Raw genomic sequence first — 19,567 nt, forward strand, 5'->3', positions numbered from 1 at the left:
TCCGAACCTTGTCACCCTGATGCGGCATGGCGGTTAGCGCTTACAGCCGGCTGGATTGGGCCTTCGAACTGCACCATCGCAAGATACCATTGATCGGACAGCGCTTTTGCGAGGCTGTCGGCGGTGGGGAAGGACCGGCACAGCAACGCGTCGCCATGGACGAACCGTTCGCGCAAGCTTTCGATCGTCATCGCGATCAGCAGGCGCAGGACGCCCTCGAACCTGCCGCGTTCCTCCACGCCGAAGGGCTGTCCGCGACGGCGGGCGACAGCGACGATGATGCGGTCGACCCATTCGGAATTCATCCGCTCGCGCATGCGCAACACCTCGGGATTCCGCGTGGCCAGTTCCGAGAACAGGCTGTAGAAGCCTGCGTTCGCCTCATAGGCGCGGCAATAGTCGGTGTTGGCGGTCAAGATCGCCTCGTAGCTGCTTCGTGGCCCCTTCGATACGGTGCGGCGGTGGGTGACATATTCGAAGAACAGGTTGACGAGGACGACGGCGCATTCGTCCATGTCTTTGAAGTGATTGTAGAAGGTTCCGCGTGACAGCCCAGCTTCGTCCAGCAGGGCCTCCACCGTCATCAGCTTTCCCCGTGTGGTGCGCAGGTGGCGGGCGACTAGGGAGAGCAGCATGTAGCGCGTCCGCTCCCGCTTTGGGCGCGTCCGCTCCCGGCTCTTGATCGCCAGCACCTCTTCAAAGAAGAGAGGGGGAACGGTTTCATCCCGCTCAGGCCCGCTGCCCTGAATTTTCTCATCCTGCTGCATTTTTATGCCCTCGCTCCCCAACCACCATGGCCCCGACAAAAATGTTCTGCGAACTGACGTTCACAGCTTGACGAAGGCCATTTTTACACATAGCGTCATATTTAGACAATGCGTCATCACTGGACAGGCCGATGATACCTATGATGGTGGATGTCAATAAACCCTCCAGCGGCACCTTGAACAGGGAAGCTTTTTCGAAAGCGAAGGCGACCGGTGCGACGATCGAGTTCCAATCCGTCCGCAAGGCCTATGGATCGATAACAGCACTGCACGATTTTTCTCTGACCATTCATCCCGGCGAGTTCCTGACGATCCTCGGGTCGAGCGGATCGGGAAAAACGACGGCTCTGAATGCACTTGCGGGTTTCTCCGGGGCGGACTCGGGCGACATCCTCATCGACGGCAAGTCGGTGATCGACGAGCCGCCGGAGCGCCGGAATCTGGGGATGGTGTTCCAGAACTATTCCCTGTTCCCGCACATGACGGTGTTCGACAACATCGCCTTCCCGCTGCGGATGCGCCGCGCCCCGCGTAGTGAGATCAACGAACGGGTGGAGCGGGTCCTGGAGATCGTCCGGCTCGGCGCGCTCGCCAAGCGGATGCCCCGCGATCTCTCCGGTGGACAGCAGCAGCGAGTGGCTTTCGCCCGCGCCATCGTGTTCGAGCCGCCCGTCCTGTTGATGGACGAGCCGCTCGGGGCGCTCGATCTCAAGCTGCGCGAAGCGCTGCAGTTCGAGATCAAGGAAATCCAGCATCAGCTCGGCTGCACCGTGGTCTATGTAACTCACGATCAGCGCGAGGCGCTCGCCATGTCGTCGCGCATCGTCGTGCTGCGCGACGGCCGGATCGAGCAGGTCGGCACCCCGTCCGAAATGTACGACGCGCCGAAAAGCCGCTTCGTCGCCGATTTCATCGGCCAGACCAACCTGCTGGCCGCCGATCTGTCGACGGCCGGATCGGTGTCCATTTCCGAACTGGGCGCCGTTTACCGGGATGCGGACTCCCAGGCCCGTCAGGGGGCCTGGTACGCCAGCGTTCGTCCCGAAAAGCTTCAGCGCCGCCCGGCCGAAGGGGCGGACATTGCCGTGGGCGTGACCGTTCAAGAAGCGGTATTCCTCGGCGACGTGATCGAGTACAGCGCCCGCACCGCCCATGGTGCGCTCATCCACTTCCGGGAACAGAGACGCGACAGGGATCGGATCCCGGAACGCGGCGAGACGATCAGTCTCGTCCTGCGACCCTCTGACGTCGTCCTCGTTCCGGATCTCGCCAAGACCGGTCGCTAAAGAACTGATTGGGAGTGCCGTTATGAAGAAGCTGCTGTGGAGCCTCTCCGTTGGAGCGGCGATTGTCGGCGGTGCCGGCGACGCCGCCCTGGCCCAGTCCGGCAACAAGTCGATCACGATCGCCAATTACGGCGGTGCGTGGGCGGAAACCCTGAACCGCATCTGCATCGAGCCGTTCACCAAGGAGACCGGCATCACCGTCACCCAGGCGGCGACCGAAGACTCCCTTGCCCAGATCCGCGTCCAGCAGACCACCAAGAACATCCTGTGGGACATTGCGCCCACCGAACGTTCGGGCTTGCCGGTCTCGTCCAAGAATGGCTGGCTGGAGCCGATCGACTGGTCGGTGGTCGACCCGGAAAACAAGCTCCCGCCGGTTGCCCGCAAACAGTACGCCATCGGCGCAATCGCCTATTCCACCACGATCGGCGTGCGCACCGATAAGCTGCCGGAAGGCAAGAGCTTCGGCGGCTGGAAGGACTTCTGGGACGTCAAGACCTTCCCCGGCCCGCGCACGCTGCGCAACTCCCCGGCGGAAAATCTCGAATTCGCCCTGATCGCCGACGGCGTAAAGCCGTCCGAAGTCTACAACGTGCTGCGGTCACCGGAAGGCGTCGACCGCGCGTTCAGGAAACTGGACGAGATCAAGCCGGCGATCACCGTCTGGTGGACCAGCGGCCAGCAGCCGGTCCAGTTGCTCGCCAGCGGCGAGGTCTTCTACGCGACAGCCTTCAACGGCCGCATCCAGCAGCTTCAAAAGGACAAGCTGCCGGTCAGGATCATCTGGAACGGCGGATCGCTGGACGTCAGCTACTATTCCATCGTGAAGGGCGCCCGCAACGTGGCCGATGCCCAGAAATTCATGAACTACTGCTGGAACACACCGACGCGCTTGGCCGAGATCGCCCGCGCCATGCCCTACTCCTCCTTCAACCCTGACATCTACAAGATCCTCTCGGCCGACGAGGCCAAGGAACTTCCGACCAGCCCGGCGAACCTCGACGTTCAGTTCGCGCTGGATTCCGAATATTGGGCTGAAAACCTCCCGCGCATCCAGAAGCGGTGGGAAGCTTGGCGCCTGCAATGAGCGACGGCGTTGCCATGCCGCACGATGGGAAAGGGGCGGCGCGCGGCAGGCGCGCGCCTCTCTCCTCCCTGTGGCTGCTTGCCCCGGCGGCCGTGCTGTTCCTCTTCGTGTTCATCCTCCCGGTGGGCGAGGTCGCGTTGTGGAGCGTGCAGGGTGAAGCCGGGCTGTCGGCGGAGAATTACGAGGCGGCACTCGGCGCGGGCCCATACCGGACGATCCTGTTCGGAACCTTGCAGCTTTCCTTCGGCGTGGCCTGCGCCTGCATCCTAGTCGGTTATCCGGCCGCCTATTTCCTCGCATCCCGTCCGCCGCGCAACCGGACCCTGCTTCTCCTGCTCATCCTGACCCCGCTGTGGGTCAGCGTGCTGGTGCGCACCTTCGGCTGGATCGTCGTTCTCGGCCGGGAAGGGCTGGTGAACTCCATGCTGATCGGGATTGGCGCCGTCGACGGGCCGCTCCAGATGCTGTACACGCGCGGAGCCGTCTACATCGCGATGGTTCAGGTCCTGCTGCCGGTCGCCATTCTGGTCATGTTCTCGACCATGACCACCATCAACCGCTCTCTGTTGATGGCGTCCCGGATTTTGGGTGCATCGCCGTGGCGCGGCTTCGTCCACATCTTCCTTCCGCTGAGCGCGGGGGGCGCGGTCAACGCCTGGATGCTCACCTTCGTGCTGGCTCTCGGCTTCTTCATCACCCCGGCGTTGGTCGGCGGTCCGAAGGAGACGATGATCGCGAACCTGATCGCGACGCAGATCACGCTGACCCTCGATTGGGGGTTGGGTTCGGCGCTGGGCATGGTGCTGGTGATCGCGGGCTTCACCGTGGTGGGTGCCATCGCCCTGCTCTTCCGGCGAGCGACGGGGCTGAGCGGCCATGGAGGCTCGCGATGAAACGATCACTTTGGGAAAAGTCCGGGTGCTACCTGCTTCCGGTCTATTTCGTCGGCGTCCTGCTTTACCTGTTGCTGCCGTTGCTGCTGGTCATCCCGATGTCGATCAGCGAAACGCGCTATCTGAAATTCCCGCCGCAAGGCTTCACGTTCCGATGGTATCAGGAGTTCTTCGCGTCCGCCGGCTGGATCGACGCCACCCTGCGCAGCCTGCTGATCGCCGCGGCGAGCGCCGTGCTGGCCACCGCCATCGGCACCGCCGCCGCCCTGGTGCTGAGCCGGGAGGGCAGCAAGGCCGCGCGGGTGGCTGGACCGGTCTTCCTGGGTCCGCAGGTGGTGCCGGTCATCATCCTGGCGCTGGGCACCCTGCTGGTCTTCAGCCGCTTCGGCCTTTACGGCTCGCTGTGGGGGGTGGTTCTGGTCCATGCCGTTCTGGCTCTGCCCTTCGTCACCACCACGGTGTCCGGGGCGCTGCGCCAGACCGGCGATACGCTGGCCCGCGCGGCCCGCGTGCTGGGGGCGAAGCCGCATGAGGCCTTCTGGCACGTCACCTTGCCGACGATCCGTCCGGCGGTGATCTCGGCCGCCGTGTTCGCCTTCTTCATCTCCTTCGACGAGCTGGTCATCGCCCTGTTCGTCATGGGGCAGAACGAAACCCTGCCCATGCGCATCTGGGCGGACATGCGTCACGACCTGACGCCGGTCGTGGCCGCCGTCGCCACGCTGCTGATTGTCGTCACCTTCGTCGCTGTCTTCATGAGCGATCTGATCCAACGCCGCGCCCAACGGCGCGCGGGGTGACGGGTCGCCCGGCACCGCGCGCCTGCGCCGCACCTCAAATGGGCCACCACACCCGACGGTCCCATCACCCAAGGAAAGTGTGATGTTCTCAGATTTCCGCAGGGAAGAACCCGATGCTCTTGCCCACCGCCTGGAGGCGATGACGCTTCCAGATTCGGTGTATGACCTGCTGCTGACCACCGCCACCCGTGTCCCGACGGCGCCCGCTTGGCGCTTTCTCGACGATAGGGTGGAGCGGAACTGGGGCGAGGTCCTTGCCAGGGTCGATACCGCCGCCGCCGCCCTGTCCGCCATCGGCATCGGCCCGGGGGTCCATGTCGCGGTTATGGCGTGGAACCGCGAGGAATTCCCGATCACTTGGCTGGCGCTGTCGCGTCTCCAGGCGGTGATGGTACCGGTCAACGCGACCTACACCGCGCGTGAGGTCGAGTATGTCCTGAAGACCTCGCTCGCCACCTATATGGTGCTGGAGGCGGAGTTCCTGCCGCATCTGGATAAGCTGGAAACGGTGACGCTCGATCCCTCCCGCATCGTCGTGATCGGCGATGCCGTGTCGGACCGTCACCGCAACTGGCGGATCCTGATGGACGAGGCCCGTGGCCGTCAGGCCCCGGCGATCCCCCGTTCGATGGACGCCACGCTGAATCTCCAATACACCTCTGGCACGACGGGCTTCTCCAAGGCCTGCATGCTCAGCAACGAGTATTGGCTGTGCCTCGGCATCAGTTCGACCGAGTTCTTCGCCACCGACCTGCGCCGCTTCTATGTCGGCTCCAGCTTCTTCTACATGGTGGGGCAGCGCATCCTGCTGAATGCCATGGTCAGCGGAGGCTGCGCCTTCTTCCCGCGCAAACCGGGCGCCAAGCGCTTCATGCCCGACGTGTCGGCGCTGGAATGCGATTACTGCGCCCTGTTCGAGATGGTCTACAAGCAGCCGCCGCGCGCCAGCGACGCAGACAACAAGCTGAAGATCGCCACGATCTTCGCCTTCGGCCCCGAGAGCCATGTCGACTTCCAGCGCCGCTTCGACGTGTATGGCCAGGAATTCTACGGTATGACCGAAATCGGCGGCGGCAGCTATGTCCCCGCCCATCGTCTGCCGGAGAAGACCGGATCGGGAAGCTGCGGCGTGGCCGCTCCCTTCCGCGAGCTGATGATTGCGGGCGAGGACGGCAAGCCGGTCCCAACCGGCCAAACGGGCGAGCTGTGGGTTCGCGGCCGTGGCATCCTCAAGGGCTATTTCGGCAATGAGGAAGCGACGGCGGACGCCTTCACCGACGGATGGTTCCGAACCGGCGACCTTTGCCGCGTGGATTCCGAGGGCTATCACTACATCCTTGGCCGCACCAAGGACATGGTCCGCCGCATGGGCGAGAACATCGCCTCGCGCGAGGTTGAAGTGGTGCTGCGCGCGCTCGACCAGATCCAGGACGCCGCCATCGTGCCGGTGCCCGACGATTACCGCGGCGAGGAGATCAAGGCCTACATCCTGCTGGCCCCCGGTGTGTCCCCGGACTCCTGCACGCCGGAATTCATCGCCGATCACTGCTCCCGCCATCTCGCCGGGTTCAAGGTCCCCCGCTACTACGAGTACCGCGACAGCTTCCCGCTGACCGACTCCCAGCGGGTCCAGAAGAAGCACCTGATCGCCGAGAAGCCCGACCTGCGGGTCGGCGCCTATGACCGGCAGGACAAAATCTGGCGCTGACGCCAACCCCATCCCAATCGACCCAATCCGAGAAGGCCAGCCGGCCTTGAAAGAGGACTATTGCCATGCCCGAAATTTCCACGCGGACGGAGGGCGCGATCCGCATCCTGACCATCTCCAACGAACGCAAGCGGAATGCGTTCGAAGGATCGATGGCGGCGGACTTTCTCCGTCTCCTGAACGAAGCGGAAAGCAATGACGCGGTGCGCGTGATCGTGGTCACCGGAGCCGGGGACATCGCCTTCTCCAGCGGCCATGACCTGAACGAGATCGCGTCCGGCGTGCACGCCGAAAGCAACCTGGGGGAAGAACCCTTCCTGCGCCCGCGCAGCATGCGCAAGCCAGTGATCGCTGCAATCAACGGCCATTGCTATGCCGCGGCCCTCATCTTCGCAGTGAACTGCGACCTGCGGGTGGCCAGCAGAAACGCGACCTTCGGTTCGCCGGGGGCGCGTCTCGGCATGCTGCCCGAGGGCGGCCAGATCGGCCGTCTGCCGCGTCTGATGACGTCGGCCCGCGCGCTGGAGCTGATGTTGACGGCGAACCCGCTGTCGGCCGACGAGGCTTACCGGACCGGCTTCATCAACCGGCTGGCCGAAAAGGGCGAGGCATTGAGCGAAGCGCTCGCTCTGGCGGGCGACATCGCCAGGAATTCCCCGTCCGTGGTCGCCGCGATCAAGGCCGGCGTGATCCTGGGCGAACTCGAGGGGGTCGAGGCCGCGGCCATCTATGAAGCGACGGTCGCCCGCCGGCTGGAGACGGAAGCCGATGCCCGTGAAGGTGTCAGCGCCTTCCTGGAAAAGCGCGCTCCCATGTTCCGGGGCGGTGCATAGCGATAGTTTTGGAGGGTGGAAGACAACGGCACCATCACCTTGTCGTCCACCCAATTGCCTGCGCGACAGCGGCCCCGGCACCTGGGCTCGCCCGTCAGGCGGCGGGGAGGTCCTCGCGCCGTACCTCGAGCACTTGGAGCACCGCTAGGCCGAAGGTCAGCGAAACGCCACCGCGCTATGGCGCGAGATCGGCGGCCGGGGGTTCACCGGCGGCCGATCAACGGTGCGGGCGTGGGCCACGAGCCGGCGCCGGACGTCCCCGGACACGCTGGACGCCGGCCCCTCGAAGGCCGACACATGGAAGCCTCCGTCCATCCGAGGCGTGGCGCGCCTTCTGCAGACCGACCAGAAGGAACTGGCGGAGGTTGATCGGGGGTTCGTGGACACGCTGCTGGCCGATGTCCCTGTGCTCGGCGACGTACGTGATCTCGCGCACCGCTTCGCTGCGCTGGTGCGCAAGCAGGGGACGGGCACCCTCGACGATTGGATGGCGGCCACCGCCGGGACATCGCTGGAGGGCTTCGCGTCCGGACTCCGAAAGGATTTGGCGACCGTGCGGGCGGCGCTGGAGACGCCCTGGTCGACCGGCTTGGTCCGACCGGCCTGGTCCGACCGGCCTGGTCGAGGGACGGATCAATCGACTGAAGACCATCAAGCGTACCATGTACGGCCGAGCCGGTTTCGAACTCCTGCGCAGTTCGTGCCCCGAGGCGTGGTGTCTGAGGGGGCCTCTGTGCTCTTCGGCGAGGTGAAGCCACCGGCCTACTCCGCGGCAATCGGCAGCGGATCAGCCGTCTGAGGGTGGCACAGCTCGTTCATGCTTTCCATGGTCATGTACCGCCGGCACACCGCCCACTCGTCGTGCTGTTCGAGCAGCAAGGCACCGACGAGACGGGTGACCGCCCCCTCCCCGGGGAAGATGCCGACGACGTTGGTCCGCCGCTTGATCTCGCCATTCAGGCGCTCCAGCGGGTTCGTGCTGTGCAGCTTGGTGCGCAGGTCCTTGGGGTAACCGGCGTCCTCCTGACCGCACGTTGCGAGTCCCTACTGGTGGATCACCCAGCGACCGTCGAGAAAGCGTTGCGTCGCTTGCCGGCCTACGCTGCCGCGGGCGCGGATGTCCTCTACGCGCCGGGTTTGCGGACCCCGGACGTCATCAAGGCGGCGGTCGACGCCGTCGATCCGAAGCCGCTCAACCTGCTGGTCTCGTCCCCGGTTGGCCTGTCGGTGGAGCAGATCGCCACCTTGGGCGTCCGTCGCATCAGCCTGGGCAGCGGCCTCAACCGCGCCGCCTGGGGCGGCTTCCTGCGGGCGGCCCGCATGCTGGCCGACCACGGGCGCTTCGACGCCCTCGGCGAGGCCGAACCGTTCGATGCGCTCAATAGGTTCTTCCGGACGCACGGCCGGCCAACACTCTGAACGACAGGAAGTGGGCGGCGGCCCGGTCAGCTTCATGCCTGGCGTGGACCGCCCGAAGGCACTCCAGATAAACTCAACCGGACGGTGGCTGGAGCCGGCCTCAGAAGATGCCTGCCAGGAGTTACGAGCAAACATTTTTGTTTGGGCATATCGCCACCCAATGCTCCCACATGGTGGTCAGGTGCAAACTTTGAAAATTTTGCTGACCAAGCACGTATGCTAGATCAATGCCTTAGAGCACACGAATGTGCAAACATTTTTGTCCGCTCACACATCATGCATTCGGACAAAACTACATTAGCATTGGAAAGAAAGTCTTCGCATCGACAAGATGTTTGATACCGGCCCAGCTTGAGCTTAGTCTTAACTTTTGGACGCCTCTTTCTTCGGCGATGACTTTTCCTCCGATGACCATCCCCGCAGTGGACAGGCGTCTCTGCTCACTCGACATGCCAGAGAGTGAAGACGCTGAGGCCGAACGGCTCACGGGTCCGCGCTTGGCGCGGACCATGAGTCCCTGCCCGTAGCGCCACCGTTTTCCACATCGGACGAGCGTGATCGACGCCGAGAGAGTCATGGAACGGGCGCCTCGCGCCCGGGCGCCCGTCTTCGGCCACATGGGCGGCCATGGCATGGGCGGCCATGGCATGGGCGGCCACGGCATGGCCACCAGCGGAACGCCGGGAACCACCAAGCGCGCGTCGCGCCCTGGCGGCTTCCGGCGTCCCACCTTGCCCCGGATGGGGCTATGCGGCGTTCGGAGTGGGAGTCCGGTTACTCGTCGGCCCCCGCGGAGGGAACGGGCCGGGGAACGACCAGCAGCTTGTCGATCCGGCGGCCGTCCATGTCCACAACCTCGATCCGGACGCCCTCCCATTCGAACGCTTCGCCGGCCACCGGGACGTGGCCCAGGTGATGAAGCACCAGACCGGCCACCGTGTGGAAGTCACCGGTGCCGCGCACCCCGCGCAGCCCGACGGTGTCCTCGAACTCGTCCACCGGCATCCAGCCTTCCACCAGCCAGGACCCGTCCTCCCGGCGCACCGCGGCGGTTTCCATGGCCTCGCCGGCCTCCGGAAGATCCCCGGCGATGGTTTCCAGGATGTCGGTCAGCGTGACGATGCCCTCGATGCTGCCATACTCGTCGACGACCACCGCCAGATGGTGGCCGGAGGTCTTCATCAGCTCCAGCAGCTTCAGGATCGGCGTGCCGTCATGCACGACCAGGGGCCGGACAACCTGGGCCTCCAGATCGAACGGCCGGCCCTCGACGAGGGACTCGACCAGATCGCGGGTGTGAAGGACGCCGACCAGCTCGTCGAGTTCGCCGCGGCACACCGGGTAGCGGGAATGGCCCCCGGCGCGGATCGCCGCCAGTTGCTCGGCCTGCGTCTTGCCCAGATCGAGCCAGGTGACGTCGGGGCGCGGGATCATGATGGTGCGCACCGTCCGGTCGGCCAGCCGCAACACGCCGTCGATCATCTCCTTCTCGGCCGGGGCGAACACGCCGGTCTGGGTGCCTTCGGAGATCATCGAGCGGACCTCCTCCTCGGTGACCAATTCCTCCCGCGCCCCCTGCAGGCCGAGCAGGCGCAGCAGCAGGTCGGTCGACGCCCCGAGCAGCCAGACGAAGGGAGCGGCGATGCGCGACAGCAGGCGCATCGGCGGGGCGATCAGCGAGGCCACGCGCTCCGGGCTCTTCAGGGCGATCCGCTTGGGAATCAGCTCGCCCAGGACAATCGACGAATAGGTGATGACGACCAGCACGCCGCCGACGCCGAGCAGTTCACCCCGTCCGGCCAGGGCGGGAAAACTGTCGAGCCATTGGCCGAGCCGGTCGCCCAGCGTCGCGCCGCCGTACGCGCCGGCGACGACGCCGACCATCGTGATGCCGATCTGCACCGTGCTGAGGAAGCGGCTCGGGTCATCGATCAGCCGCAGCGCCATCCGCGCGCCGCCGTTGCCCTGGTCGGCCATGCTCTGCAGCCGGGCCTTGCGCGACGAGACGACGGCCAGCTCGGACATGGCGAACACCCCGTTCAACAGGGTCAGCGCGACGATGATGGCGATTTCAAAAGACAGCATGACGGGCGATTCCGGACGTGAGGAGAGGCGGCGGGCTCCAACGGCTCAGGGGCGGTTGGGCGGCTGACCACGGGCGTGGGCCGGGCGGGGCGAGGGGCGCCCTGGCCTGGTCCCAGCACCGGCTCGACGCCCGGCTTGGCTGCCAGGGCCTGCCCGGCCACGGGTCTGCGTCTTGGGAATCGCCCGAATCGGGCTGCGGGGGAACGCCGCAGGACATCCGGTCGGGCCGGGTACCCTGCGGCCTACAAGGGCCGCTTGAAACGTTCATGGTGTCCCCGGCCGGTCGCCGGGGGCGCTCCGTCTTTGTTGCACCTGCCGCGATCATGTGGTTTCGGCACGCCTTCGCGCAACCGTGAAGTCGGGGTGGCGGCCCGAAACCGTTGGTGGCACCCCCGAACGATCCGGACGCGCCCGCCCCGTTGCGCCTGCGGACGCCGTCAGATCCGGATCTGCCCGTCCGCCGGCTTTTCTGCCGGTTTCTCCGCCGGCGCCGGCCGGGCGACGCCGTCCAGAGCCCGCTTCAGCGCCTCCAGGCCGGCCGCCGTCGAGCCCTTCGCCAATTCGACCGCCCCGGTGATCGCCATGCACAGATCCAGACGCTGCTGCGGATCCTGCCGGCTCGATTCGAGCAGGCGGCCGATGGCGCTGGTCCCATCCTCGGCGCCGGGCGGCGACCCCGCCGGATCGATGCCGAGCAGCGGCAGGATGTACTCCCGCCCCTTCTCCTTCGCCAGGGCGACGGCGCGGTCGCCGAACGTGCCGGCCGCCTGCAGCCCCATGTCCCAGCTGGTCAGGGCGGCGGACACCGTGGGCGAACACAGCGGCCCATTTCCCGGCGCCGGATCGGCCGCCCTGGCGGGGGTGGCGGCGCACAGGCCGGCGGCGATGACGAGGGCTGCGGTGCGCGCGGTGATCGGCATGGCTTCAGGTTTCCCCAAGTGGCGTCCGCCTATTTGGGGGCACGACGATCGCGCGTCCAGTCGGGTTTCGTGCGCCTTGCGGCGAGGCCGGGCCACGGAAGGCGCCCGTTGCCCATGGCGGGACTTTTGTGCGTTGCAGCGGACCATCTTGGAAACCGGAGGCGCGGGGCCACATGCGGGGCATGCACCATCATGACCCTCCGCCGGCGACCGATTCCCCACCCGAAGGCCGCAGGACCACCCTCCGCTCCGCTCTCCGCTTCCGGCGGCCGCCGTCGATGCGAACCGCCCAAGGGACGATCCGGCGCGTGGGGGTGGAGGTCGAGTTCCTGGGCATCGACGCCCGGACCGCCGCCCAGGCGCTGGCGCGCGCGTTCGGCGGCACCTGCGTCGAGGAGGACCCCCACGCCTTCCATGTCCAGGACACGGCGATCGGGCGCCTGAGCGTCGAACTCGACGTGCGCCACGCCCACCCGCGGCGGACGGCGGCGGCCCAGCGCCTTCGCCTGAACCCGGCGCTGGCCGCCTGGCTCGGCGCGGCCTTGAGCGGCGTCGTGCCGCGCGAACTGATCACCGCGCCGCTCCCCGTCGACGAGCTGCACCGCGTGGACGACGCCTTGCGCGCGCTGCGCGACGCGGGCGCCCGTGGCGCCGGGACGACGTGGTTCGGGTCGCTGGGGCTGCATTTCAACATCGATCCGCCCAGCCTCGACGCCGGCACGATCACCGCCGTGCTGAAGGCGTTCCTGCTGCGAAACGCCCGGCTGCGCCGCGAGACGGTCGGCCGCGGCCTGACGCCGGCCTTCCTCCCCGCGCCCTATCCGGACGATTATGTCCGCCGCGTCGTCGCCCCGGACTACTGGCCGGACCTGCCGACCCTGGCCGAGGATTATCTCGCCGCCAACCCGACGCGGAACCGCGATCTCGACCTGCTGCCCCTGTTCCTGCACCTCTTCCCGGACCGGGTGAGGGCGGCGCTTCCCCATGAGAAGATCGGAAGCCGGGCCGTCTTTCATTACCGCCTGCCCCAGGCCCATGTCAGCGATCCGGCGTGGAGCATCGCCGACGCCTGGAACGGCTGGGCCGGCGTGGAAACGTTGGCCGGCGACCGCGACGACCTCCTGCGGCGTTGGCGATCCCTGCGGGAACGGGCAGCCTGATGTCAGCGAGGACGACGTGAGACTGCTGCTTGTGGAGGACCATCAGGCCCTGTCGGAGATGGTCGCCGGCCATCTGGCGAAGGTCGGCTTCGTGGTGGATTCCGTGGGTTCCGCCGAGGAAGCGATCACGGCGCTCGGGATCACCCGCTACGACGGCATCGTGCTCGACCTCGGCCTGCCCGGAGCGGGCGGCATGGCCGTTCTGGAGCATGTCCGGCGGCGGGAGTCGCACGGCGTGCCGGTGCTCATCCTCACGGCCCGCGATTCTCTGGAAAGCCGTCTCGCCGGGTTGAACGCCGGGGCCGACGATTATCTGGTCAAGCCCTTCGACCTGAGGGAGCTGGAGGCCCGGCTGCGCGCCGTCCTCCGCCGGCCGGGACCGCGCCGGACGGAGTCCTTCGCGCTCGGCAACCTCACCTTCGACGTCCCGTCCTGGGACGCCCGGGTGGACGCGCGGTCGCTCGACCTCGGGCGCAAGGAGTTCGCGCTGCTGGAGGAGCTGATGCGGTCGGCGCCGCGCATCGTCATCAAGGACCAGCTCGAAGACCGCCTGTACGCCATCCACGAGGCCGTCACGCCGAACGCGATCGAGGCGATCGTCTCCCGACTGCGCAAGAAGCTGCAGGCGGCGGGGGCCCGCGTCCAGATCGCCACGGTCCGCGGCGTCGGCTACAAGATGACGGCGGAGGCGCGGGCGCTTGCGGATGAATAGCCTGCGCTCCCGTCTGCTCCTGGTCATGGCGCTCGTCTTCGCGCTGGGGGTGGGCAACGTCGTGATCTACCTGCTCGACCTGGACGAGGACATCCGCGCGCACGTCCTGAACGAGCAGGTCGACACCCTTCTCGCCACGGTTACGCCCGCCCCGGACGGTTCGAACCTCGGCGCGCTCCCCGTGCAGTTCTCCGCCTCGGACTGGCGCTACGCGCTTTACACGCGCGCCGGCGATCTCGTCGCGAGCGCGCCGGCGGGCGCCGCACCGCTGCCCTTCCGCAATCCGGAGACGCTTCCCGAAAGCGCGCGGGCCGCCATCACGACGCGCCTGATCGACGGCGACCGCGTGCTCGTCGCGAGCCGCAACGACTGGCAGGACTGCGAGGAGCTGTGCCAGCTCTTCCGGGCGCGGATGGCCGGGTCGTCCGTGGTCATCGCGATCCTGGCGGCCATCTCGCTGGTGTCGATCGTCTTCCTGGCGCGCTGGATGCTGGGCTCGGTCCGCCGCGCGGCCGACCTCGCCGCGACCATCGGCGTCGCCCATCCCGACCGGCGCATCCCGCTGCGCGAACTGCCGGAAGAGATCGTTCCGCTGGCGATCTCCGCCAACCAGGCGCTGGACCGCCTGTCGTCGGCGTACGAAATAGAACGGCGCTTCACCGCCGATGCCGCCCATGAGCTGAGGACGCCGCTCGCCGTGCTCGATCTGCGGCTGCAGAAGGCGCGCACCGAGCCAAGCCCCGACTGGAGCGCCATCGCGCGGGACATGGAGCAGATGCGCCACCTCATCGACCAGCTCCTGGTCCTGGCCCGCGCCGACCAGGGTGGCGAGCGGGGGCCCGATGGGTCGGACGTCTCCATCGGGCTCGCCAGGATCGTCCGGGAGGCGGTTGCCGACATGCTCCCGGCCTATGAGGCGGCGTCGCGCACGATCGACGTCGCCGTCGCCGAAGCGCTGGTGGTCGCGGACGCGCACTGGCAGCTGCGCCAAGCCCTGAGGAACCTGCTCGACAACGCCTTCCGCCACGGGCGGGGGCAGGTCTCGGTGTCCCTCGCGAGCCGGGACGAGCGCACGGCGGTCCTGCGCGTGTCCGACGAAGGGCCGGCGGTCGCACAGGACGAGGGCGACGTGCTGTTCGAGCGCTTCCACAAGGGCGCGCAGAATTCGCCGGGGTCCGGGCTCGGCCTCGCCATCGTCCGGCGCATCCTGCGCAATCTGGGTGGGGACGCCCGCATCGGAGCCGGCCCCACCTTCGCCATCGAGCTGATCGTGCCGCTCGCCCCACCCCGCCCGACACCCGTCAGGGCGTGATCACGCCGAGTTGCAACAGCGCCAGCAGCGCAAGCCCCAGCACCGTCCGGTAGATCACGAACGGCATGAAGGACGCCCGCGACACGAGCTTCAGGAACGCCACGATCACGATGTAGCCGACGAGGAAGGCGACGGCGGTCGCCACGATCGTCGGGGCGAGGGCGACGTGCTGCGGCTCCCCCCAGGATTTGGCGAGCTGGTAGAAGCCCGACCCGAACACCGCCGGAACGGCGAGGAGGAAGGAGTAGCGCGCCGCCGCCTCACGCGTGAAGCCCAGCATCAGGGCCGCGGTGATGGTGCCCCCCGACCGCGACACGCCGGGGATGAGCGCCATCGCCTGGGCGAAGCCGAGCAGAAGGCCGTCGCGCCACGACAGCTCGGCCAGCACCTTGCGCCGGCGGCCGTAGCGGTCCGCGACGCCCAGGATGATGCCGAACACGATGAGCGTGGAGGCGACGATGTAGAGGCTTCGCAGGCTTGTTTCGATGGCTCCGCTGAACAGCAGGCCGAGGACGACGATGGGCACGCTGCCAACCACGATGAGCCATCCGAGGCGCGCGTCCTCCGGGACGTGGCCGCCGATACCCGATGTCTGGCGGATCATCGCCGTCGCGATCCGCATCAGGTCCTCCCGGAAATAGATGAGGACGGCCAACTCCGTGCCGATCTGCGTGATGGCGGTGAAGGCCGCCCCGGGATCGGCGCCGGATGGCAGGAATTCCCCCGCGATCCTGAGATGCGCGCTCGACGAGATCGGCAGGAACTCGGTCAGGCCCTGCAAGAGCCCCAGAACAGCCGCTTCCCATATCTGCATCGTCCCGTCTCCGTTTCTTCTTGGTGTCGTGTACGGCGGCAGCCTGCCGTCGTAATCTGACACGCACCTGATGCGGACCGGCGATTCCGCGGCGCAATTGGGAGGCCGTCAGGATCGTGTCAGCCGCAGCGGCTAGGACTGGTTGGGACGGTTGGAAGAGGTCCGCGACGGCGGTGCCGTCTCTCCGCTTCCCTGAAACGGCCGAAGGTGGATCACATCATGGATGCAGCCGTCGAGATGGTCATGCATTTCCTGGAACGCCATCACGACTGGGCCGGCCCGATCGTGGCGGTCCTGGCGTTCTGCGAATCGGTGGTCCTGGTCGGCCTCGCCGTACCGGCGACGGCCCTCATGATCATGTTCGGCACGCTTCTGGGGCTGGGCATCATCGACCCGGTGCCGGTGGTCGCCGGAGCGGTCCTGGGAGCCATCGCGGGCGACGCCGTGTCCTACAGCCTGGGACGCTGGCTGGGGCCGACGGTGGTGTACCGGCGGCCCCTGTCCCGATACCGGGCGGAGGTGGCGAAGTCGCGCCTGTTCTTCCGCCGCTACGGCTTCGCCGCGGTGTTCATCGGGCGGTTTCTCGGCCCCCTGCGCTCGATCGTCCCGCTCGTTGCGGGGATGATGAAGATGAACGGTCGCCGGTTCCAGTTCGCCAATGTCGCGTCCGCCGCCGTGTGGGCGCCCGCCATGCTCGCGCCGGGATGGCTGGCGTCGGCCGGCGTCGGCAGCATCGCCTCCGAAACGGGCGGCTTCGGCGGGCTCATGATGGCCGCCCTCGCCGGCAGCATCGCACTGACGGCCCTGATCGCTTGGTTCCTGGGACCGCGGCGGCGGCCGAGCCGCCGCTATCGGTAAGCCGCGCGACACTGGACCGGCGGGGCCGCCTCACCCCGGCGTGACGCCGTTGAGCAGGTGGTAGCTGCGGATCACCTGGCTGTCGTCCATCGTGCCCTCGCCGCGCCCGGAGGCGGAGAGGAACATCTGGTGCGCGACGGCGGCCAGCGGCAGCGCCGCCTTGGCGCCGCGCCCGGCCTCCAGGACGATGCCGAGGTCTTTGACGAAGATGTCCACCGCGCTGGTGATGCCCGGCTCGGCCTCCAGCATGCGCGGGCCGCGGTCCTTCAGCATCCAGCTCGACGCGGCCGAGCCGCTCATGATCTCCAACAGGACCGCCAGATCGACGCCGGCCTTGGCGGCCAGCGAGAAGGCTTCCGCCACCACGGCAATGTGGACGCCGCACAGCAGCTGGTTGACCGTCTTCACCGTGGCGCCCTGCCCCGGCGCCTCGCCGACGTGGAAGACCTTGTCGCCCATCGCCGCCAGGACCGGGCGCACCCGCTCCACCACCGCCGCCGGGGCCGCCGCCATGATCGAGAGCGTTCCGGCCACCGCCCCGACCGTCCCGCCCGACACCGGGGCGTCCACGAAGCGCCGCCCCGCCGCCTCGACCCGCGCGGCGAGCGCGGCGACGGCGTCCGGCGGACAGGTCGCCATCAGGATCACCGTGGCGCCGTCCGGCAGGCGGTCCAGCGCGCCTTGGGCAAAGAGGACGGACTCGGCCTGGGCGGCGTTGACCACCATCAGGACCAGGGCGTCGGCCCCTTCGGCGGCGGCGGCGGCGCTGTCCGCCCCCCGTCCGCCACGGACTTCCAGGGCGGCGACGCTCTCGCGCCGCACGTCGAAGCCGCGCAGCGCGAAGCCGCGGGCCAGCAGGTTGCACGCCATCGGCATGCCCATGGAACCGAGGCCGATAAAGCCCACCGTCATCATGGCCGTATCACTTTCCTGAACGGAAGAAGGAGAGAGAGGCCCGGTCCAACCGTTAAAACGTCGGGCAACCGGGCCGGAAGACGGATCACAGGAAACCGATGGAAATCCAGGGCACCGCCGCGACGACGATCAGGCCGATGGTCAGCGCCACCAGATAACCGATGATCGGCTTCATGCCTTCGTCGGGGTTGATCCGGCTGATGGCGCAGGCCGCGTAGTAGCCGACGCCGAAGGGCGGGGCGAACAGGCCGATGCCCATGGCCAGGATCACGATCATCGCGTAGTGCACCTCATGCACCCCCAGCTGGCGGGCGATGGGGAACAGCAGCGGTCCGAACAGCACGATGGCGGGGATGCCCTCCAGCACGCTGCCCAGGATGATGAAGGCGATGATCGACACCACGATGAAGACCGGCACCCCGCCCGGCAGGGCCCGCATCGCCTCGGCCAGCGAGCTGGAGAAACCGGACTGGGTCAGCGCCCAGGCCATGCCGGTGGCCGCCCCGATGATCAGCAGGATCGCTCCGGACAGCGACGCCGTCTCGACCAGCATCGGGTAGATGCGGCGCCAGTCGAACTGGCGGTAGATCAGCAGGCCGGCGACCACCGCGTAGACGATGCCGATGGTCGACACTTCGGTCGCGGTCGCCACACCCTCGATCACCGCGGCGCGGATGATGAAGGGCAGCGCGATGGCCGGCAGCGCGATCAGGAAGGCCCTGCCGATCTCCGCCTTGCTGGCGCGGCGGACGTGGGACAGATCCTCGTGGCGGTAGCGCCACCAGACCAGCGCCGCCAGCGCCGCGCCCAGCACGACGGCCGGCAGCAGGCCGCCGGTGAACAGGGCGGCGATGGACACGCCGGTGACCGAGCCGATGGTGATGAGGACCAGCGACGGCGGGATGGTCTCGGTCTGGGCGCCGGTGGCCGACAGCAGGGCGACGAGGTCGCCGGGCTTGGCGCCGCGCGCCTTCATCTCGGGGAACAGCACCGGGGCGACCGCCGCCATGTCCGCCGCCTTCGACCCGGAAATGCCCGAGACGAGGTACATGGCGCCGATCAGCACGTAGGACAGGCCGCCGCGGACATGGCCGAGCAGGCTGGCCAGGAAGCCGACCATGGCGCGGGCCATGCCGGTCATCTCGATCAGCTGGCCGAGGAAGACGAACAGCGGCACCGACAGCAGGATCAGGTGGCTCATCCCCTCGTCCATGCGGCCCACCATGACGATGGCCGGGGTCGAGGTGGCGAGCGCCAGATAGCCGAAGGTCGCCAGACCGAAGGCGAAGGCGATGGGGAGGCCGAGGAACACCATCGCGCCGACGCCCACCACGAAGAAGAGCAGCAGGTTGTAGTTGCCGAGCCCGGCGAACAGCGGCGCCGCCAGCGCCATGACGCCGACCACCGCCGTGACCGCCGCCACCGCCCGCAGCACATCGGACGGGCGGCCCAGCCGCGCCAGCCGGAGCAGCGCCACCGCGATCATCAGGACGAAGCCCACCGGCAGCGCGCTCGCCCGCCAGGAGTTGGGGATGTCCAGCGCCGGGGTGGTGACCCACACCTCCTCCACCGCGAATTCATAGGCCGGCTCGGCCATCAGCAGCAGGAAGGCCAGCGCCGCGGTGATCGCCACCACGTCGAGGAACGCCTGGGTGCGGGGCTGGAGCATGCCGACGATCGCGGTCATCCGCATGTGCTCGCCACGGCGCAGCGCCACGACGGAGCCGAACATGGCGAGCCAGAGGAACAGGATGGAGGCCAGCTCGTCCGACCAGATGATCGGGCTGTGCAGGAGGTAGCGCCAGATGACGCCGACCAGCAGGACGCCGACCTCGGCGAGCACCAGCAGCGCCGCGGGCGTCTCGACCAGCAGCCCGATGCCGCGGTCCAGCCGGTCGAGCCAGCCGGTGCCGGCGCCCGATGGCCGCCCGGCGCCGTGAACGGCGGCGTCTGCCGTGTTGACGGGAGTGTTCATGGTAACCAGCCCTTCGCATGGAC

General features: G+C 67.7%; 18 protein-coding genes and 2 pseudogenes. 12 read left to right on the top strand and 8 right to left on the bottom strand.

Annotated elements, in window-relative coordinates; all coding sequences use genetic code 11:
* Window positions 1-11: 11 nt before the first annotated feature.
* Window positions 12-767 (bottom strand): TetR/AcrR family transcriptional regulator, encoded by a 756-nt coding sequence (locus tag ACWPN5_RS23090; protein ID WP_145689429.1) that lies wholly within the window; start codon window positions 765-767, stop codon window positions 12-14.
* Window positions 768-907: 140 nt separating this feature from the next.
* Between ACWPN5_RS23090 and ACWPN5_RS23095 the strand changes: the two genes are divergently transcribed.
* From ACWPN5_RS23095 to ACWPN5_RS23125, 7 genes are all read left to right on the top strand, one after another.
* Window positions 908-2,053, top strand: coding sequence for an ABC transporter ATP-binding protein (locus ACWPN5_RS23095; RefSeq protein ID WP_492297572.1), 1,146 nt, complete (start codon window positions 908-910; stop codon window positions 2,051-2,053).
* A gap of 22 nt (window positions 2,054-2,075) precedes the next feature.
* Window positions 2,076-3,140 carry an ABC transporter substrate-binding protein gene (locus ACWPN5_RS23100; protein ID WP_145689431.1) on the top strand — a complete coding sequence of 355 codons (1,065 nt, stop codon included), beginning with the start codon at window positions 2,076-2,078 and terminating at the stop codon, window positions 3,138-3,140.
* A complete protein-coding gene (locus tag ACWPN5_RS23105) occupies window positions 3,137-4,033 on the top strand; it encodes an ABC transporter permease (RefSeq protein WP_200476514.1) in 897 nt (298 codons plus the stop codon). Before ACWPN5_RS23100 ends, ACWPN5_RS23105 begins: the two co-directional genes overlap by 4 nt.
* A complete protein-coding gene (locus ACWPN5_RS23110; RefSeq protein ID WP_492297575.1) occupies window positions 4,030-4,833 on the top strand; it encodes an ABC transporter permease in 804 nt (267 codons plus the stop codon). Before ACWPN5_RS23105 ends, ACWPN5_RS23110 begins: the two co-directional genes overlap by 4 nt.
* A 139-nt stretch (window positions 4,834-4,972) precedes the next feature.
* A complete protein-coding gene (locus tag ACWPN5_RS23115; RefSeq protein ID WP_492297577.1) occupies window positions 4,973-6,541 on the top strand; it encodes a class I adenylate-forming enzyme family protein in 1,569 nt (522 codons plus the stop codon).
* A gap of 65 nt (window positions 6,542-6,606) precedes the next feature.
* A complete protein-coding gene (locus ACWPN5_RS23120) occupies window positions 6,607-7,374 on the top strand; it encodes an enoyl-CoA hydratase/isomerase family protein (protein ID WP_145689435.1) in 768 nt (255 codons plus the stop codon).
* A 322-nt stretch (window positions 7,375-7,696) separates the two neighbouring features.
* Window positions 7,697-8,173, top strand: coding sequence for a hypothetical protein (locus ACWPN5_RS23125; protein ID WP_492298026.1), 477 nt, complete (start codon window positions 7,697-7,699; stop codon window positions 8,171-8,173).
* Here the strand turns inward: ACWPN5_RS23125 and ACWPN5_RS23130 are convergent.
* Window positions 8,137-8,388: pseudogene (locus ACWPN5_RS23130) on the bottom strand (transposase); the annotation flags it as partial. The gene ACWPN5_RS23125 and the pseudogene ACWPN5_RS23130 sit on opposite strands and share 37 nt — an antisense overlap.
* Between ACWPN5_RS23130 and ACWPN5_RS23135 the strand changes: the two are divergent.
* Window positions 8,356-8,793 carry an isocitrate lyase/phosphoenolpyruvate mutase family protein gene (locus ACWPN5_RS23135; RefSeq protein WP_307833580.1) on the top strand — a complete coding sequence of 146 codons (438 nt, stop codon included), beginning with the start codon at window positions 8,356-8,358 and terminating at the stop codon, window positions 8,791-8,793. The pseudogene ACWPN5_RS23130 and the gene ACWPN5_RS23135 sit on opposite strands and share 33 nt — an antisense overlap.
* Before the next feature lie 774 nt (window positions 8,794-9,567).
* Here the strand turns inward: ACWPN5_RS23135 and ACWPN5_RS23140 are convergent.
* Together ACWPN5_RS23140 and ACWPN5_RS23145 are read right to left on the bottom strand one after the other, a co-directional pair.
* Complete coding sequence (locus ACWPN5_RS23140; protein ID WP_492297579.1) at window positions 9,568-10,878, bottom strand: hemolysin family protein; 1,311 nt, start codon at window positions 10,876-10,878, stop codon at window positions 9,568-9,570.
* A 437-nt stretch (window positions 10,879-11,315) separates the two neighbouring features.
* Entirely contained in the window at window positions 11,316-11,798 is a 483-nt protein-coding gene (locus tag ACWPN5_RS23145; RefSeq protein WP_492297581.1) for a hypothetical protein, read from the bottom strand.
* A gap of 278 nt (window positions 11,799-12,076) precedes the next feature.
* On the opposite strand from ACWPN5_RS23145, the gene ACWPN5_RS23150 reads away from it, so the two are divergent.
* From ACWPN5_RS23150 to ACWPN5_RS23160, 3 genes are read left to right on the top strand one after another with little or no spacing between them, the layout of a single operon-like run.
* On the top strand, window positions 12,077-12,958 hold the full coding sequence (locus tag ACWPN5_RS23150; RefSeq protein ID WP_492297583.1) for an amidoligase family protein: 882 nt from the start codon (window positions 12,077-12,079) through the stop codon (window positions 12,956-12,958).
* A gap of 16 nt (window positions 12,959-12,974) precedes the next feature.
* On the top strand, window positions 12,975-13,670 hold the full coding sequence (locus tag ACWPN5_RS23155) for a response regulator transcription factor (protein WP_145689439.1): 696 nt from the start codon (window positions 12,975-12,977) through the stop codon (window positions 13,668-13,670).
* Window positions 13,663-14,982 carry a sensor histidine kinase gene (locus ACWPN5_RS23160; protein ID WP_492297584.1) on the top strand — a complete coding sequence of 440 codons (1,320 nt, stop codon included), beginning with the start codon at window positions 13,663-13,665 and terminating at the stop codon, window positions 14,980-14,982. The genes ACWPN5_RS23155 and ACWPN5_RS23160 overlap by 8 nt, the downstream gene beginning before the upstream one ends.
* Here ACWPN5_RS23160 and ACWPN5_RS23165 read toward each other — a convergent pair.
* Entirely contained in the window at window positions 14,972-15,796 is an 825-nt protein-coding gene (locus tag ACWPN5_RS23165; protein ID WP_145678902.1) for an undecaprenyl-diphosphate phosphatase, read from the bottom strand. The two genes, ACWPN5_RS23160 and ACWPN5_RS23165, sit on opposite strands and share 11 nt — an antisense overlap.
* A 219-nt stretch (window positions 15,797-16,015) precedes the next feature.
* On the opposite strand from ACWPN5_RS23165, the gene ACWPN5_RS23170 reads away from it, so the two are divergent.
* Window positions 16,016-16,654 (top strand): DedA family protein, encoded by a 639-nt coding sequence (locus ACWPN5_RS23170; protein WP_492297586.1) that lies wholly within the window; start codon window positions 16,016-16,018, stop codon window positions 16,652-16,654.
* A 30-nt stretch (window positions 16,655-16,684) separates the two neighbouring features.
* Here the strand turns inward: ACWPN5_RS23170 and ACWPN5_RS23175 are convergent, their stop codons facing one another.
* The 3 genes and pseudogenes from ACWPN5_RS23175 to ACWPN5_RS23185 all read right to left on the bottom strand — a co-directional run bounded on the left by ACWPN5_RS23175 (window position 16,685) and on the right by ACWPN5_RS23185 (window position 19,544).
* Entirely contained in the window at window positions 16,685-17,113 is a 429-nt protein-coding gene (locus ACWPN5_RS23175) for an NAD-binding protein (protein WP_348982522.1), read from the bottom strand.
* A pseudogene (locus tag ACWPN5_RS23180) lies at window positions 17,099-17,590 on the bottom strand (NAD(P)-dependent oxidoreductase); the annotation flags it as partial. The pseudogene ACWPN5_RS23180 and the gene ACWPN5_RS23175, both read right to left, overlap by 15 nt.
* A 64-nt stretch (window positions 17,591-17,654) precedes the next feature.
* The gene (locus tag ACWPN5_RS23185; RefSeq protein WP_200476497.1) at window positions 17,655-19,544 is read right to left on the bottom strand and encodes a TRAP transporter large permease; all 1,890 of its coding nucleotides are present in this window, start codon (window positions 19,542-19,544) and stop codon (window positions 17,655-17,657) included.
* Window positions 19,545-19,567: the final 23 nt, after the last annotated feature.

It is taken from the genome of Azospirillum sp. UENF 211521 (assembly GCF_058780535.1).

Coding starts and splice junctions, on each gene's coding strand:
- ACWPN5_RS23090 (WP_145689429.1), bottom strand. CDS start 767: ATGCAGCAGGATGAGAAAATTCAGGGCAGCGGGCCTGAGCGGGATGAA.
- ACWPN5_RS23095 (WP_492297572.1), top strand. CDS start 908: ATGATGGTGGATGTCAATAAACCCTCCAGCGGCACCTTGAACAGGGAA.
- ACWPN5_RS23100 (WP_145689431.1), top strand. CDS start 2,076: ATGAAGAAGCTGCTGTGGAGCCTCTCCGTTGGAGCGGCGATTGTCGGC.
- ACWPN5_RS23105 (WP_200476514.1), top strand. CDS start 3,137: ATGAGCGACGGCGTTGCCATGCCGCACGATGGGAAAGGGGCGGCGCGC.
- ACWPN5_RS23110 (WP_492297575.1), top strand. CDS start 4,030: ATGAAACGATCACTTTGGGAAAAGTCCGGGTGCTACCTGCTTCCGGTC.
- ACWPN5_RS23115 (WP_492297577.1), top strand. CDS start 4,973: ATGACGCTTCCAGATTCGGTGTATGACCTGCTGCTGACCACCGCCACC.
- ACWPN5_RS23120 (WP_145689435.1), top strand. CDS start 6,607: ATGCCCGAAATTTCCACGCGGACGGAGGGCGCGATCCGCATCCTGACC.
- ACWPN5_RS23140 (WP_492297579.1), bottom strand. CDS start 10,878: ATGCTGTCTTTTGAAATCGCCATCATCGTCGCGCTGACCCTGTTGAAC.
- ACWPN5_RS23145 (WP_492297581.1), bottom strand. CDS start 11,798: ATGCCGATCACCGCGCGCACCGCAGCCCTCGTCATCGCCGCCGGCCTG.
- ACWPN5_RS23150 (WP_492297583.1), top strand. CDS start 12,077: ATGCGAACCGCCCAAGGGACGATCCGGCGCGTGGGGGTGGAGGTCGAG.
- ACWPN5_RS23160 (WP_492297584.1), top strand. CDS start 13,663: ATGAATAGCCTGCGCTCCCGTCTGCTCCTGGTCATGGCGCTCGTCTTC.
- ACWPN5_RS23165 (WP_145678902.1), bottom strand. CDS start 15,796: ATGCAGATATGGGAAGCGGCTGTTCTGGGGCTCTTGCAGGGCCTGACC.
- ACWPN5_RS23170 (WP_492297586.1), top strand. CDS start 16,016: ATGGATGCAGCCGTCGAGATGGTCATGCATTTCCTGGAACGCCATCAC.
- ACWPN5_RS23175 (WP_348982522.1), bottom strand. CDS start 17,113: ATGGGCGACAAGGTCTTCCACGTCGGCGAGGCGCCGGGGCAGGGCGCC.
- ACWPN5_RS23185 (WP_200476497.1), bottom strand. CDS start 19,544: ATGAACACTCCCGTCAACACGGCAGACGCCGCCGTTCACGGCGCCGGG.